At 62.7% G+C, this 15,636-nt stretch carries 14 protein-coding genes and 1 riboswitch; of the genes, 7 read left to right on the top strand and 7 right to left on the bottom strand.

From position 1 onward, the window contains the following. Window positions 1-60 precede the first annotated feature (60 nt). Window positions 61-1,023, top strand: a complete 963-nt coding sequence (locus PATSB16_RS19840; RefSeq protein ID WP_047215706.1) for an MBL fold metallo-hydrolase — start codon at window positions 61-63, stop codon at window positions 1,021-1,023. A 254-nt stretch (window positions 1,024-1,277) separates the two neighbouring features. Continuing rightward, entirely contained in the window at window positions 1,278-1,940 is a 663-nt protein-coding gene (locus PATSB16_RS19835; RefSeq protein WP_047215705.1) for a GNAT family N-acetyltransferase, read from the top strand. Window positions 1,941-2,012: 72 nt separating this feature from the next. On the opposite strand, the gene PATSB16_RS19830 is transcribed toward PATSB16_RS19835, so the two are convergent. Then, entirely contained in the window at window positions 2,013-2,501 is a 489-nt protein-coding gene (locus PATSB16_RS19830) for an Lrp/AsnC family transcriptional regulator (RefSeq protein WP_047215704.1), read from the bottom strand. A gap of 153 nt (window positions 2,502-2,654) precedes the next feature. On the opposite strand from PATSB16_RS19830, the gene hppD reads away from it, so the two are divergent. Next, the gene (gene hppD, locus PATSB16_RS19825) at window positions 2,655-3,764 is read left to right on the top strand and encodes a 4-hydroxyphenylpyruvate dioxygenase (RefSeq protein ID WP_047215703.1); all 1,110 of its coding nucleotides are present in this window, start codon (window positions 2,655-2,657) and stop codon (window positions 3,762-3,764) included. Window positions 3,765-3,843: 79 nt separating this feature from the next. On the opposite strand, the gene PATSB16_RS19820 is transcribed toward hppD, so the two are convergent. Next, entirely contained in the window at window positions 3,844-4,032 is a 189-nt protein-coding gene (locus PATSB16_RS19820; RefSeq protein WP_047215702.1) for a hypothetical protein, read from the bottom strand. A gap of 369 nt (window positions 4,033-4,401) precedes the next feature. Between PATSB16_RS19820 and PATSB16_RS19815 the strand changes: the two genes are divergently transcribed. Further along, the gene (locus PATSB16_RS19815; protein ID WP_047215701.1) at window positions 4,402-7,953 is read left to right on the top strand and encodes an indolepyruvate ferredoxin oxidoreductase family protein; all 3,552 of its coding nucleotides are present in this window, start codon (window positions 4,402-4,404) and stop codon (window positions 7,951-7,953) included. 79 nt (window positions 7,954-8,032) lie between these two features. Here PATSB16_RS19815 and PATSB16_RS19810 read toward each other — a convergent pair whose 3' ends face one another. After that, window positions 8,033-10,309 carry an NADP-dependent malic enzyme gene (locus PATSB16_RS19810; protein WP_047216787.1) on the bottom strand — a complete coding sequence of 759 codons (2,277 nt, stop codon included), beginning with the start codon at window positions 10,307-10,309 and terminating at the stop codon, window positions 8,033-8,035. A gap of 158 nt (window positions 10,310-10,467) precedes the next feature. Next, window positions 10,468-11,709, bottom strand: a complete 1,242-nt coding sequence (locus PATSB16_RS19805; protein ID WP_047215700.1) for an MFS transporter — start codon at window positions 11,707-11,709, stop codon at window positions 10,468-10,470. Between the two features lie 240 nt (window positions 11,710-11,949). Here PATSB16_RS19805 and PATSB16_RS19800 point away from each other — a divergent pair, with 240 nt between their 5' ends. Continuing rightward, a complete protein-coding gene (locus PATSB16_RS19800) occupies window positions 11,950-12,639 on the top strand; it encodes an orotate phosphoribosyltransferase (protein ID WP_047215699.1) in 690 nt (229 codons plus the stop codon). 52 nt (window positions 12,640-12,691) lie between these two features. Here PATSB16_RS19800 and mobB read toward each other — a convergent pair whose 3' ends face one another. Next, complete coding sequence (gene mobB, locus PATSB16_RS19795; RefSeq protein ID WP_047215698.1) at window positions 12,692-13,210, bottom strand: molybdopterin-guanine dinucleotide biosynthesis protein B; 519 nt, start codon at window positions 13,208-13,210, stop codon at window positions 12,692-12,694. Window positions 13,211-13,314: 104 nt separating this feature from the next. Beyond that, window positions 13,315-13,388, top strand: a riboswitch (Fluoride riboswitch). A gap of 88 nt (window positions 13,389-13,476) precedes the next feature. Here mobB and crcB point away from each other — a divergent pair. Both crcB and PATSB16_RS19785 read left to right on the top strand, forming a co-directional pair. Then, window positions 13,477-13,872 (top strand): fluoride efflux transporter CrcB, encoded by a 396-nt coding sequence (gene crcB / locus PATSB16_RS19790; RefSeq protein ID WP_047215697.1) that lies wholly within the window; start codon window positions 13,477-13,479, stop codon window positions 13,870-13,872. A 13-nt stretch (window positions 13,873-13,885) separates the two neighbouring features. Then, complete coding sequence (locus PATSB16_RS19785) at window positions 13,886-14,212, top strand: DUF190 domain-containing protein (RefSeq protein WP_047215696.1); 327 nt, start codon at window positions 13,886-13,888, stop codon at window positions 14,210-14,212. Between the two features lie 31 nt (window positions 14,213-14,243). Here PATSB16_RS19785 and PATSB16_RS19780 read toward each other — a convergent pair whose 3' ends face one another. Together PATSB16_RS19780 and PATSB16_RS19775 are read right to left on the bottom strand one after the other, a co-directional pair. Continuing rightward, window positions 14,244-14,996, bottom strand: coding sequence for a peptidylprolyl isomerase (locus tag PATSB16_RS19780; protein ID WP_047215695.1), 753 nt, complete (start codon window positions 14,994-14,996; stop codon window positions 14,244-14,246). Between the two features lie 13 nt (window positions 14,997-15,009). Beyond that, window positions 15,010-15,570 carry an LbetaH domain-containing protein gene (locus PATSB16_RS19775; RefSeq protein ID WP_047215694.1) on the bottom strand — a complete coding sequence of 187 codons (561 nt, stop codon included), beginning with the start codon at window positions 15,568-15,570 and terminating at the stop codon, window positions 15,010-15,012. Window positions 15,571-15,636 lie beyond the last annotated feature (66 nt).

Here is a 15,636-nt window from a genome sequence, read left to right as displayed (position 1 = left end):
CTATAATTAAATAATACGTAATTCATTACGATTAGTTTAACCGGAGAGACAGGATATCCCATGAGCAAACAATTCGCGTCCCGAGGCGACCTGGCCGCCAAAAAAACCACTTTCACCAAGCTTTCGGATAACGCCTATGCCTATACGGCCGAGGGCGACCCGAACTCCGGCGTCATCATCGGTGACGACGGCGTGATGGTGATCGACACCACCGCAACCCCGGTGATGGCCAAGGAACTGATCGCCCACATCCGCGCAATTACCGACAAGCCGATCAAATACGTCGTGCTGACCCACTACCATGCGGTTCGCGTGCTCGGCGCAGCGGCTTACAAAGCCGAAGGGTGCGAGCAAATCATCGCCAGCCGCGGCACCTACGAGATGATCGTCGAGCGCGGCGAGGCCGACATGAAGTCCGAGATCGAGCGATTCCCGCGCCTGTTCCAGGCGGTCGACTCGATCCCCGGCCTGACCTGGCCGACCCTGGTGTTCGAAAAGGAAATGACCCTTTTCATGGGCCAGCTGGAAGTCAAGATCATGCACGTCGGCATGGGCCACACGAAGGGCGACACCATCGTCTGGCTGCCGCAGCAAAAAGTGCTTTTCTCCGGCGATCTGGTTGAATTCGAGGCCGCGGCCTACACGGGCGATGCCCAATTGGAAGAATGGCCCGCCACGCTCGAGGCCCTGCGCGCGATGAAAGCGGAAAAGCTCGTCCCCGGCCGCGGCCCGGCGCTGACCACCCCCGAACGCGTCAACGAGGGGCTCGATTACACCCGCGATTTCGTCACCACCTTGCTGAGCAGCGCTCGGACCGCGGTCGACAAGGGCCTATCGCTCAAGGAAGCGTTCGACTACACGCGAACTCAGATGGATCCGAAATTCGGACATGTCTTCATCTACGAACACTGCCTGCCCTTCGACGTGAGCCGGGCATATGACGAGGCCAACGGCACCAAACACCCGCGCATCTGGACCGCCGAGCGCGACAAAGAAATGTGGGGCGCCCTGCAAAGCGCGTAATCAGGCGCCAGCAAAGCAGCCAAAGCGGCCGGTGGCTATGCACCGGCCGCTTTTTTTGCCCTCGAGCGGCGCAAATTTGCTGCACTACGGCATGGCATTCAGCCTCACGGCCCGTTACACAGGCAGGAAAAATAGAGGATCCATTCGGAATCTTCTCAGAAAAATAAGGGTTAATACCTATAAATGTCTGTATAATATGTTGCATTGCATCATATTGTTCCGGCCACGAGAGCCGGCGCCCCGAGGGGCCCGCCATGAACTTATTCGAACGCATTTTCGCCATCCCCGCAGCCGACCCCGTGCCGGCCCATCCCGCGCAAACCGCTGTCCTGATCCGGGAACTCACCTCCGCTGATCGCCACCAGCTGTTCGAGCACCTCGCCATGCTGGACGAGGACGACCGCCTGCTACGCTTCGGCCAGGTCGTCAGCGATGCCATCATCGAGGGTTACGTCGGCGGCATCGATTTCTCTCGCGACACGGTCTTTGGCGTCTTCGACGACAACCTGAATCTGATCGCCGCGGCGCATGTCGCCATGCTTCCCGACAATGGCTCCGAGCGTGTCGCCGAATTCGGCGTGTCCGTGCTGGCGCAGGCCCGCGGCCAAGGGATCGGCTCACGGCTGTTCGAACGCACCGCCATGCACTGCCGCAACAAGCACGTCAAGACACTGTATATGCACTGCCTGTCGCGCAATGCCACCATGATGCACATCGCGAAAAAGGCTGGCATGGACATCAACTACGCGTATGGCGAAGCCGACGCCTATCTGACACTGCCGCCGGCCGACACCGCCACAGTCGTCGACGAAATCCTGCAGGAGCAGGCGGCAACCTTCGACTATGCGGTCAAGCGGCAGGTGCGCGACACCAAGCAACTGCTGGCGGCGTGGCTGCCGCAACTGAAAGTCGCCTGAACCCGGTCGACGATTCACCTCCACCCGGCTACGGCCGGGTTTTTTATCGTCAATCCATGATCTCGGCCGCCTTCACGGCAGCGGCAGCGCCGTGGTCTCCTTGAAACGCGCCAGCACAAAACTCGTCTTGACGTCGATCACGCTCGGGTGATGCAGCAGCTCGTCCTGCACGAAACGGGAAAAGTGCTCCATATCCTGCACATGCACGCGTAACAAGTAATCCATCTCGCCGGTCATCGCATAACACCCGACGACCTCCGGCCACGCCGCAACCGCCGCGCGAAACAGCTCCGCATGGGATTTCCCCCGACTGTCTGGCCCGCCACGCTTGTCGAGGCGCACATTCACGTACGCCAGCAGCCCCAAGCCGACCTGCGCAGCATCGACCAGCGCCACATAGCCACGGATCACCCCCGCCTCTTCCAGGCGCCGAATGCGTCTCAAACAAGGGCTCGGCGATAAATTCACCCGTTCGGCCACTTCCAGATTCGATAGCCGCCCGTTCTCCTGAAGCAGCGCCAGAATTTTTCGATCCGTTTTATCCAACACAATGCTTGGCATATTCTCCTCAATTCTCAAAATATAGAGCAATCTTATTGCTATAAATCATGAAAATGAAGCGAATTTGGCAATTTCCTCCCTCATGCCTTCGTCTACACTTCAAATTTTGAACAACGGCGCGACTGCAACCAGCGCCCCGCACGGAGACATGCCATGACTTTCCAACCTTGGGACAACCCCATGGGGACCGACGGATTCGAATTCGTCGAATACACCGCGCCCGATCCCAAAGCACTCGGGCAGTTGTTCGAAAAAATGGGTTTTACCGCTGTTGCAAAACACCGCCACAAAGACGTCACGCTCTACCGTCAGGGCGACATCAATTTCCTGATCAACGCAGAGCCGGATTCATTTGCTCAGCGTTTCGCGCGTCTGCATGGTCCGTCGATCTGCGCCATCGCCTTTCGCGTCAAGGACGCAGCCAAGGCTTACCAGCGCGCGCTCGAGTTGGGCGCCTGGGGCTTCGACAGCCATAGCGGTCCGATGGAGCTCAACATCCCGGCCATCAAGGGCATCGGCGACTCGCTCATTTATTTCGTCGACCGTTGGCGCGGCAAAAACGGCGCCAAGGAAGGCGATATCGGCAACATCGGCATCTACGACGTCGACTTCGAGCCGATTCCAGGCGCCAACCCTAACCCAGCCGGATTCGGCCTGACCTATATCGACCACTTGACGCACAACGTCTACCGCGGGCGCATGAAAGAATGGAGCGAATTCTACGAGCGCTTTTTCAACTTCCGCGAAGTGCGCTACTTCGATATCGAGGGCAAGGTAACGGCGGTCAAGTCCAAGGCCATGACCTCGCCGTGCGGCAAGATCCGCATTCCGATCAACGAAGAGGGATCGGAAAAAGCCGGACAGATCCAGGAATATCTCGACGCCTACCGAGGTGAGGGCATTCAGCACATCGCGCTGGGATCGGCCGACATCTACCGGACGGTCGACCGCTTGCGCGCGGCCCAGGTCACGCTGCTCGACACGCCCGACACCTACTACGAGCTGGTCGATCGGCGCATTCCCGGCCACGGCGAACCGCTGGACGAGCTGCGCCAGCGCAAGATCCTGATCGATGGCGCGCCGCACGACCTGTTGTTGCAAATCTTTACCGAAAACCAGATCGGCCCGGTGTTCTTCGAGATCATCCAGCGCAAGGGCAACCAGGGGTTCGGCGAAGGTAACTTCAAAGCGTTATTCGAGTCCATCGAACTCGATCAGATCCGTCGCGGGGTCCTCGAAGCCGGCGAAAAACCCACGCACTGATCGCCTCCTAACGACAGCCTTCGACAAAAACGCCACGCGGGCAATGCCGGCGTGGCGTTTTTTTGCGATCGAAAATCGACTAATTCGGCAGTCGACGCAAGGTGTTTCGGTTGCCGCCGACCTGTCGGGCGTTGGCAACGCGCTGCGCCGACGTCACGTTGCTGGCAATCTTGTTGCGCACCATTTCGTCGGCCCGGGCGACACTCATTTCGAGCGCCAGGAACGACGCCGAGACCAAAAGGAATTTGGCGACATGGCGATGCTTCACGGGGGTCCTCCTTGCTGCACGGTTAAATCAGTCGGTAGCCAGTTGTGCCATTCTGCCCATGTGCGCCTTATCGCATCATTAGGACTTACACCTTGTTACCGTCGATTTCCGGGTTAACGTTAACGTAAACGTAAGGCAATTTCAGCTATACTCTGCGCCAGGTAAAACACCCCGACTCGATCACCTCAGCGACGGCGCGGTGGGCGAGCAGTGCGAGTGCTACCATAGTCGGCAAGAATAGGATCCCCGCTTGCGGTCGAGCCATGCAGCCGGCTCGAAGGTCCAGCAACGACACCCTCATGGCCAGACTTCACGAGAGTCGGCATGAGGTCGTTTTGGCGATCCCAAAATTGTGAGGAGCACACATCCATGAACGCCCCCGTGAACGCCAGCCTGTTGGCCGCGCTCGATTCCGTCACGCTCGACGACAAATACACGCTGGAGCAAGGCCGCGCCTACATGAGCGGCATCCAGGCCCTGGTGCGCCTGCCGATGCTCCAGCAGCAGCGCGACGCGTCGGCCGGGCTCAACACGGCGGGGTTCATCTCCGGCTACCGTGGCTCACCGCTGGGCGGGCTCGATCTCTCGCTATGGAAAGCCAAGCAGCACTTGGCGGGGCGCAACATCGTCTTCCAGCCCGGCGTGAATGAAGATCTGGCCGCCACCGCCGTGTGGGGTTCTCAGCAAACCAACCTCTATCCGGCCAAATATGACGGCGTATTTGCCATGTGGTACGGCAAGGGGCCGGGCGTCGATCGCAGCGGCGACGTCTTCAAGCACGGCAACTCGGCGGGCTCGTCCAGGCACGGCGGCGTACTGGTGCTCGCCGGCGACGACCACGCCGCCAAGTCGTCCACCCTGGCGCATCAATCCGAACACGTATTCAAGGCGTGTGGCCTGCCGGTGCTGTACCCGTCCAACGTGCAGGAATACCTCGACTACGGGCTGCACGGTTGGGCCATGAGCCGCTATTCCGGACTATGGGTGGCCATGAAATGCGTCACTGATGTGGTCGAATCGTCGGCCTCGGTCATGATCGATCCGCACCATGTGCGCATCGCCCTGCCCGAAGACTTCGTCATGCCGCCCGATGGCCTCAACCTGCGCTGGCCCGACCCGCCGCTGGTCCAGGAGGCGCGGCTGCTCGACTACAAATGGTATGCGGGCCTGGCCTACGTCCGCGCCAACAAGCTCGACCGCGTGACGATCGATTCGCCCCACGCGCGCTTTGGCATCATGACCGCCGGCAAAGCGTATCTCGACGTCTGCCAGGCACTATCGGATCTCGGTCTCGACGAACAAACCTGCAGCCGCATCGGCATCCGGCTCTACAAAGTCGGCTGCGTGTGGCCGCTCGAGGCGCAGGGCGCGCGCGCCTTCGCCACCGGCCTGCAGGAAATCCTGGTGGTCGAGGAAAAGCGCCAGATCCTCGAATACGCCATCAAGGAAGAGCTATACAACTGGCGCGACGACGTACGCCCGCGCGTATTCGGCAAGTTCGACGAAAAGGACGGCGCAGGCGGCGAATGGTCGGTACCGATGGGCAACTGGCTGTTGCCGGCGCACTACGAACTGTCGCCGGCAGTCATCGCCAAGGCGATCGCGACCCGCCTCGAAAAATTCGAACTGCCTTCCGATGTGCGCGCGCGCATCGCCGCTCGTATCGCCCTGATCGAGGCCAAGGAAAAGGCGCTCGCCAAGCCGCGCGTGGCGGTCGAACGCAAGCCCTGGTTCTGCTCGGGCTGCCCGCACAACACGTCGACCAATGTGCCCGAGGGCTCGCGCGCGGTCGCCGGCATCGGCTGCCACTACATGACCGTGTGGATGGATCGCCGCACCGAAACCTTCACTCAGATGGGTGGCGAAGGCGCGTCCTGGATAGGCCAGGCCCCGTTCTCGCAGGACCGCCACATCTTCGCCAACCTCGGTGACGGCACGTATTTTCACTCGGGCCTGCTGGCGATCCGCGCGGCGATCTCGTCCAAGGTCAATATCACCTACAAGATCCTGTACAACGATGCGGTCGCGATGACCGGCGGCCAGCCGGTCGACGGCGTGCTGACGGTTCCGCAAATTACCCAGCAGCTGGCAGCCGAAGGCGCCGCGAAAATCGTCGTGGTCACCGACGAGCCCGAAAAATATCAGGGCGTTGCACTGGCTGCCGGCACACCGGTGCACCATCGCGACGAACTGGATGCGGTCCAGCGCCAGTTGCGCGAAGTGCCCGGCACCACCATCCTGATCTACGACCAGACTTGCGCCACCGAGAAGCGTCGGCGCCGCAAGCGCGGCACCTACCCGGATCCGGCGCGGCGTGCATTCATCAACGACGCCGTGTGCGAGGGCTGCGGGGACTGCTCGGTACAATCGAACTGCCTGTCGGTCGAGCCGCTCGACACCGAATTCGGCACCAAGCGGCAAATCAATCAATCGTCCTGCAATAAGGACTTCTCCTGCCTCAAGGGATTCTGTCCGAGCTTCGTGACTGTCGAGGGCGCGCAACCACGCAAACCCAAGGCGGCGCAAGCCTCGCTGGACACCCTGCCGACGTTGCCCGAACCGGTGCTGCCGCCCATCCGGCGGCCATTCGGCATTCTCGTGACCGGCGTGGGCGGCACCGGCATCGTCACCATCGGCAACCTGCTGGGCATGGCCGCCCACCTGGAAGGCAAAGGCGTCACCACGCTCGACGTCACCGGCCTGGCGCAAAAGGGCGGCGCCGTGATGAGTCACGTGCAAATCGCCAACCACCCCGACGACATCCACGCCACGCGTATCGCCATGGGCGAGGCGCAAGTCGTGATCGGCTGCGACGCGATCGTCACCGCCTCCGACGACACCCTGTCGCGCATGCAGCACGGCATCACGCGCGTGGTCGTCAACAGCGCCCACACGCCGACCGCCGAGCTGATCAAGAATCCCGACTGGCAATTCCCGGGAAGCAGCACCGAGCAGGACATTCGCAATGCCGCTGGCGACGCCTGCGATTTCGTCGACGCGCATCAACTGGCGCTGCGCTTGCTGGGCGACGCGATCTACACCAATCCGTTCGTGCTCGGCTACGCCTGGCAAAAAGGTTGGATACCGCTGTCGCACGCGGCGCTCGTGCGCGCCATCGAACTCAATGGCGTCGCCATCGAAAAAAATCGCCAAGCCTTCGAGTGGGGCCGCCGCGCCGCACATGATCTGGCCAGCGTGCAAAGACTGGCGCAGCAGGATGCGGCACCGAACGGGGCCAACGTGATCGCCCTGCATACCCCCAAGGCGCTCGATACCCTCATCGCGCAGCGCTGCGAATCGCTGATCGCCTATCAAAACGCCGCCTATGCACAGCGTTACCGCTCGCTGGTCGAGAAAGTTCGTGCGGCCGAGCAGGCGGCCAGCGCCAATCCGACGCAAACGCCGCTGACCGAAGCGGTGGCGCGCGGCCTGTACAAGCTGATGGCGTACAAGGACGAGTACGAAGTCGCACGCCTGTACACCGACCCGGCCTTCATGGCCAAAATACAGGCCCAGTTCGAGGGCAACTACCAGCTCAAATTCCATCTCGCGCCGCCGCTTTTTGCCAAGCGCGATGCGCATGGCAATCTGCTCAAAAAGCAGTATGGCCCGTGGATGATGTCTGCCTTCAAGCTGCTTGCCAAACTCAAGGGCCTGCGCGGCGGACCGCTCGATCCTTTCGGCAAAACCGAGGAGCGTCGCACCGAACGCGCACTGATCGGAGAATACGAAACACTGGTGGCCGAATTGCTGAGCGGGCTCAGCGAGCGCAATCTGCCGCTCGCAGTGCAGCTCGCCAGCCTGCCGGAAGAGATTCGCGGCTTCGGTCACGTCAAGGCACGCAACCTCGCGCAGGTGCGCGCCAAATGGACCAGGCTCCTGACGCAATACCGCAATCCGGCGCAGCAACAGGTTGCCTGAGCGCGGCACTCAATAAAAAACGCATGAGGTTATGGCCTCATGCGTTTTTTGTTTGCCGCGCGCGGGCGCGGCGGCGTACTTACTTCGTGTTGACCGCCACGTTGGCTGCCGCCACCGTCGTCATATTGACGATGCGCCGCACCGTAGCGGCCGGCGTCAGGATGTGTACCGGCTTGGCGCAGCCCAGCAGGAACGGCCCGACCGTCACGCCTTCGCCGCTGGTCATCTTGAGCAGGTTATACGTGATGTTGGCGGCCTCCACATTCGGCATCACCAGCAGATTCGCTTCACCGCTCAGGCGCGAGGCTGGGAACGCAGCACGCCGCACCGTCTCGGACAACGCCGCATCGCCGTGCATCTCGCCGTCGACTTCCAACGCCGGCGCCCGCTCGGCCAGCAGCTCGCGTGCCTTGGCCATACGCTGTGCCGAGGCCGACGCCACGCTGCCGAAATTCGAGTTCGACAGCAACGCAACCTTGGGGACGATCCCGAAGCGCTCGATCTCGCGCGCGGCGAGCACCGTCATGTCGGCCAGTTGCTCCGAGTTCGGCAATTCGTTGACATAGGTGTCGCTGATGAACAGGTTGCGGCCCGAGAGCATCAGCAGATTCATCGCCGCATAGTGCTGCGCGTCGGGCGCCTTGCCCAACACCTGATCGATCACCCCGAGGTGGCGATGGAAGGTGTCGATCATGCCGCAGATCATACCGTCGGCATCACCCAGCCGCACCAGGATCGCGCCGATCAGGGTGTTGTCCTTGCGCATCGCCGCCTTGGCGACGTCCGGCGTGACACCATGGCGCGCGCCGAGGTTGTGATATTCCTGCCAGCACTGCTGATAGCGTGCGTCGTTTTCCGGATCGACGATCTCGAAATCGACGCCGGGCTTGATGCGCGCACCGATTTTCTGCAATCGCATCTCGACCACCGACGGGCGCCCGATGATGATCGGCTTGGCAATGCCTTCGGTGAGCACGAACTGCGCCGCGCGCAGCACCCGCTCATCCTCGCCTTCGGCGAAAACGATGCGCGCCGGGCGAGCCTTGGCCGCCGCGAACACCGGACGCATCACCATGCCGGAGCGGTACACCGTGGCGCCCAGACTTTCGCGGTAGGCGTCCATGTTCTGAATCGGGCGCGTCGCCACCCCGGAGTCCATCGCGGCCTGCGCCACGGCTGGCGCGATCTTGATGATCAGGCGCGGGTCGAACGGCTTCGGAATGATGTATTCCGGGCCGAACTCCAGCGTCTGGCCTTCATAGGCGCGCGCCACTTCCTCGCTCTGCTCGGCCTCCTGCGCCAGTTCGGCAATCGCCTTGACCGTCGCGAGCTTCATTTCCTCGGTAATGGTGGTCGCGCCCACATCGAGCGCGCCGCGGAAGATGAACGGGAAGCACAGAACGTTATTGACCTGATTCGGATAATCCGAGCGCCCGGTGGCGATCACGCAATCGGGCCGCGCCGCCTTGGCGACTTCCGGGCGGATTTCCGGCTCCGGGTTGGCGAGCGCGAGAATCAGCGGCTTGTCGGCCATGCTCTTGACCATCTCGGCGCTGAGCACGCCGGCGGTCGAGCAGCCCAGGAACACATCCGCGCCCTGGCTCGCATCGGCCAGCGTGCGCGCTTCGGTCTGCGCGGCATAACGCGCCTTGCTCGGGTCCAGCTTGTCGCGCCCGGTGTGGATCACGCCCTTCGAATCCAGCACCAGGATGTTTTCCTTCTTCAAGCCCAGGTGCACCAGCAGATCCAGGCAAGCGATCGCCGCGGCGCCCGCGCCCGAGCACACCAGCCTGACTTGCCCGATGTCCTTGCCGACCACCTTCAGGCCATTGAGAATCGCGGCCGACGCAATAATCGCCGTGCCGTGCTGGTCGTCGTGAAACACCGGAATCTTCATGCGCTCGCGCAGCTTCTGCTCGATGTAGAAACATTCCGGCGCCTTGATGTCCTCGAGATTGATGCCGCCCAGGGTCGGCTCGAGCATGGCGATCGCCTCGACCAGCTTGTCCGGGTCGTGCTCGGCCAGTTCGATGTCGAATACGTCGATACCGGCGAACTTCTTGAACAGGCACCCCTTGCCCTCCATCACCGGCTTGGCCGCGAGCGGGCCGATATTGCCCAGGCCCAGCACCGCCGTGCCGTTGGTGACCACACCCACCAGGTTGCTGCGCGAGGTATAGCGATTGGCGTTGAGCGGATCGGCTGCAATCGCCTCGCACGCAAAAGCCACCCCCGGCGAATACGCCAGCGCCAGATCGAGTTGATTCGACAGAGGTTTGGTCGGGGTAACCGAGATTTTGCCCGGACGCGGATTCTCGTGATAGGAAAGCGCGCTTTGCTTGAGTTGTTCGTCCATGTTCGTAACCTGATTCAACAAATTCACTGGCCAATCTGCCATGCGCATGGTGCCTGCGCCGTTGCGGTGCGCACCTGAGTCTGCCGCCTCCAGCGACGTGCAGGATCGTGAGTGTACACCTCGGGTCGGTTTCGGGCGGGCGCGCCCGCCGGCCCCGCTCAGTCGAGCACCACTCCCTTGCGCTCAGGAATCAGCCACAGCGTGGCCAGCACGTCGAGCGCATAAAGCGAGGCAAGCAGCCCCAGCGCCGCCTTGAAAGACCACGCAAGGGCTACCGCGCCGACCACCAGCGGGCCGAATCCACCGACCGCCCGACCGATATTGAACAGCACATTTTGCGCGGTGGCACGCGCCTCGGTCGGATACAGTTCCGAAATCAGCGCCCCGTAACCGCCGATCATGCCGTTGACGAACAGCCCCATGATCGCCCCGCCGATCAAGAGCGCCCCGGGCGATTGCAACCTCGCATAAACAAACACCATCACCAGCGCGCCGACCTGGTAGCCAATGAAGGTCGGGCGCCGGCCAATGCGATCGGCCAGCCGCCCGAACAGCCAAATACCGAAGGCCATGCCCACCACCGTCACGGCGGTCCAGAGTGCCGATCGGGTAAGCGAGTAGCCGAACGTCCTGGCCAGATAGCTCGGCATCCAAATCATCAAACCGTAATAACCAAAATTCTGCACCGAACACAGAATCGCCACGCCCACGCTCGCCCGCGTCGTCGGCCCGTCCTTCACCAGCAGGCGCAGCGAGCCGGCCGGGCGCGGCTCACGCGCGCGCTGCTCCAGAAACAGCCGGGGCTCGCCAAGTGCGCGACGCATCAGGAACGACACGACGGCCGGCGCCAGGCCAACGGCGAACATGCCGCGCCAGCCGATGACCGGCAGCAGCAGCGGCGTCAGCAGCGCCGCGGCCAGTACCCCCGCCTGCCAGCCCAGCGCCACGAACGACGAAGCGCGTGCCCGTTGCGCCGGGGCACAGGCCTCGGCCGCAAGCGCCATGCCGATACCGAACTCTCCACCCAGGCCCACCCCCGCCACGGTGCGATAGAGCAGCAGATCCCAGTAGCCGCGCGCCAGCGCGCACAGTCCGGTGAACACGGCAAACAGAAGAATCGTCCAGCTCAGCACGCGCACCCGGCCAAACCGGTCGCTCAACATGCCGAAACCAATGCCGCCGGCGACGGCCCCGACCAGCGTCCAGCTCACCAGCGCGCCGGACTGAGCGGCGCTCAGACGCAAGGCTGCGGCAATCACCGGCAACATGAAGCCGAGCACCAGCAAATCGAATCCGTCCAGCGCATAGCCCACGGCGGCCGCCCAGAGCGCGCGACTGGCGTAGCGGTGACCGGCAGTCTCCGCGGCCGGTGCCGCCGGCAGGGCCGATTGATTTTCCATGACATGGGATAGGGAGCCTCGAAGTGGCCAGAGTGTAGTCCCGGCCAGCGCCGCCACGCAACCCGCGGGTGCCCCGGACGAGCCCTCGCTGTGGCATAATGCCGGGTTAGGAAACTCGCGCCGTCCGTCCAGGGCGGCCGCCTGCCGTCCATCTGCCAGGCCCGCCGGGGCGGCGCTCGGCAAAGCATCCGGCGCGCCCTCCGACCCACGGCGCCACACCGTCACGCATAGGATCTGTCCATGATAGGCATCGACCGTCAAACGATTTCCGACCTCACCGCGAAGCTGTTGCTCGAAGTTGGGGCCGTGCATTTCAATGCCGAGAAACCGTATATCTTCACCTCCGGCTGGGCCAGCCCGGTCTATACCGACTGCCGCAAGCTGATCTCGTACCCGCGCGTGCGCCGCACCCTGATGGATCTGGCCGAGTCGGTGATCATCCAGGAAATCGGCTGCGAGCAGATCGACACCGTGGCCGGCGGCGAAACCGCCGGCATTCCGTTTGCCGCCTGGCTTGCCGACAAGCTGATGCTGCCGATGCAATACGTGCGCAAAAAACCGAAGGGGTTCGGCCGCAACGCCCAGATCGAAGGGGATTTGCCCGAAGGCTCGCGTGTACTGCTGGTCGAAGACCTGACCACCGACGGGCGCAGCAAGATCAACTTCTGCAAGGCCCTGCGCGAGGCCGGCGCCAAGGTCAATCACGTGTTCGTGATTTTCCATTACGACATCTTCAAGGAAAGCCGTGAGGTCCTGCAGGAGATCGACGTCTCGCTGCACTCGCTGGCCACCTGGTGGGATGTGCTGCGTGTGGCCAAGGCCAACAATCACTTCGACGCCAAGACGCTGGCCGAAGTCGAGAAATTCCTGCACGAGCCGGCCAAGTGGTCAGGCGAGCATGGCGGTGCCTCGACTTTCCCGAAGGACTGAGCGCGAGCGTCTTCGCGCCATCGGAAAAAAGCGGCCTGCGAGGTCGCTTTTTTTATCGCTGCGGCACGGTAATTTCCGGCGATCGCGTCAAATAATCGCGGATGAACGCATAGATCGCATCCACGTCATTCAGATCGAGCCGCGGCAGCGGCGTAGTCAACGGCTCGTCGCTGGCCACTGCCACCACGTCGGGAAATTCAGGCCACAGCGGCGGCTTGCCGCGCGAAGGCCGGTAGACCTCGAGCTTCGGCACCGCGCTGCGTTTATACCCTTCGACCAGCACCACGTCGCACGGCGAGAGCAGCGCCAGCACGTCCGGCAGTTCCGGCTCGGGCGCCGCGCGATATTCGCGCATCAGCACCAGCCGGCTCTCGCTCACCAGCACGACGTCGGTGCTGCCCGCCTCGCGCATCCGGTAGGAATCCTTGCCCGGCGTATCGAGATCGAAACCGTGATGAGTGTGCTTGACCGCGGCCACACGCACGCCGTCCTCGGTAAAGCGTCGGATCAGTTCCTCGGTCAAGGTGGTTTTGCCGCTACCCGAGGTGCCCGCGATGCCAAAAACTTTCATGGGATCCCTTTTACTTTTCGTGGCGGCGCACCGCCTCGCCGCTATTCTGCCTGAGCCGGCGCCGCGCGCAAACCCGCGGCACAAAGCGAGGCCGCTCTGCTACACTCGCGGCAGGAGATGGCATGCCTCCTTTAACCGCCACCGGCCTCGTGCCGGGGCTGATGATGCCTACGCAACCCGTGACGCGGGCGCGTGGGCCATCACGCCTTGCGCGCCGCCAATATCGGGTACCTTATTGCACTTCTTCATGTGAAAGGATCGCCCGCATGTTTCTCTCGATCGCCGCCATCAGCCTCGGCGCCTCGCTCGGCGCGGTGCTGCGCTGGTTACTGGGGATACAGTTCAATGCGCTGTTCCCGACCATCCCGCTCGGCACCCTGGCGGCCAACCTGGCCGGGGGTTATCTGATCGGTATTGCCACCGCTTTCTTCGGACAGTACCCGGGCTTGCCGCCCGCATGGCGTCTGCTGGTCATTACCGGCTTTCTCGGCGGCCTGACGACGTTCTCCACATTTTCCGCCGAAGTCGCGACCCTGCTGCAGGAAGGCCGGCTGGGCTGGGCCATGGCAGAGATTTTCATCCATGTGAGCGGCGCGCTCATCATGACGTTTCTAGGCATGGCCACCGTCGCCGGCGCATCGTTCCTGCTGCGCAATACCTGACCGGGAGATTCCTATGGAAGGCTTTCAAATCACGCTGTTCTTTCAGGAGAACAAACGCCACAAGCACCAGCCGCTGGCGGACTGGATCGTCGGCGAGGCCAAGCGCCTCGGCATCGGCGGCGCCACCGTCGTGCACGCCGCCGAGGGGTATGGCCGCGGCGGGCGGCTGCATTGCGCGCGATTTTTCGAACTGGCCGAGCAACCCGTCGAAGTCACGCTGGCCGTCAGTCCCGATGAAATGGAGCGCTTGTTCGCCAGCCTGCGGGCCGAAAAGGTCGAGGTCTTTTACGTCAAGGTTCCGATCGAATACGGGATGCTGAGCTCGGCCGCCACGCCCTGAGCACTGCGCTGCCGCCCGGCCAACGCGATCGTTATTGCAGCCAGCCGCCGCCGGGCGAGGTCGCCATGCCGCTGATCTCGGCCGTGCCGGCGAGCAGCGCCACGTAATGGCGCAGCGCCTGACGCCGGTTCTGTTGCCACAGCACCTGCTCGACCCGCTCCCGTACGGCATCGAAACCAGGCACTTCGCCGACGACGCGACGCTCGATGCGCACCACATGAAAGCCGAAGCGCGTGTTGACCAGCCGCGGCAGCACGCCCAGCCGATCGCCGTTGAAAACCACCAACTCGAACTCCGGCACGCTTTGGCCTCGCACCAGTTCGCCCACATGACGCTCCTGCTGCGCGTGCCCGCATGCCGAACACTGTCGCGCCAGGGCGTCGAAGCGCGACGGATCGGCAAGCACCGCCTGCAACGTGTCCTCGGCGCGGCGCAGCACGACGCTCAACGGTGTCGTCGGTGCCGCGGCAAAAAGAATCTGGCTGAGCGTTACCTTGTCGCCCTGACGGAACTGCGTCGCGTGGTTGGCGTAGTAGGTTTGGCAATCTTCCAGGCTCGGCGGCATCACCCGTACGTCGGACGTCACCAGCGCGTCGATGACCGACTCGTCGAACACGCCATCTTCACCAAGCAAACGAAGCTCGACCGCCCGCTGGCGCAGCAACTCACGCGCGACCAGCGCCTGTCGCGCGGCAGACTCGGGATCGTCCCGGTCGCGGTGCTGGTCGATCTCCTCGGCCAGTGTGCGCGGATCGATCGCAATTCCGTTGACGCTCAAAGACATAACGACTCCTGGCTCAAAATTCGTTCTGAATCCGGCGATAGGCACGCGCGAATCCGACATTCGTATGAATCACGGATTCGGAGAATTGCCGGGCATCGCGCGTGACCTTGGGGATCGTCGACAGGTCGGTGTCCGGGCTGACGTGGGTGGTCGAGGGCACATAGAAATTGGAAGGAATGTCCTGCCCGTCGACCACGCAGTTATGGCGCACCACCGCATAGTCGTGCACCACGCAATTGAACAGCACCGAGTTGAAACCGATGAAGACGTTCTCGCCGATGGCGCACGGGCCATGTACGATCGAGCGGTGCGCGATCGATGTGTTCTGGCCGATGGTAACGGGCGCGCCATCTTTCGAGTGAATCACCACGCCGTCCTGGAGATTCGAATTGGCGCCGATCACGATCGGGGCCATGTCGCCGTGCTCGTCGACCTCATCGGCCCGGATCACCACGTAGGGGCCGATGAAAACATTTTCTCCGACCACGACCTTGCCGCACAAAATCGCCGTCGGGTCGACAAACGACGTTTCGTGCACCACGGGGAAATCCCCGCGCGGATTCTTTCTCAGCATTTTCGATGGCTCCTTACCGTCGCCAGCCACACCGGTAATTCACCTTGACTCCCATATCCGGAACGC

Origin of the sequence: Pandoraea thiooxydans, from assembly GCF_001931675.1 — a bacterium.
Lineage (GTDB): Bacteria > Pseudomonadota > Gammaproteobacteria > Burkholderiales > Burkholderiaceae > Pandoraea > Pandoraea thiooxydans.
The sequence above is the reverse complement of the archived record's forward strand: the minus strand, read 5'-3'. Positions and strand labels throughout refer to the sequence as shown.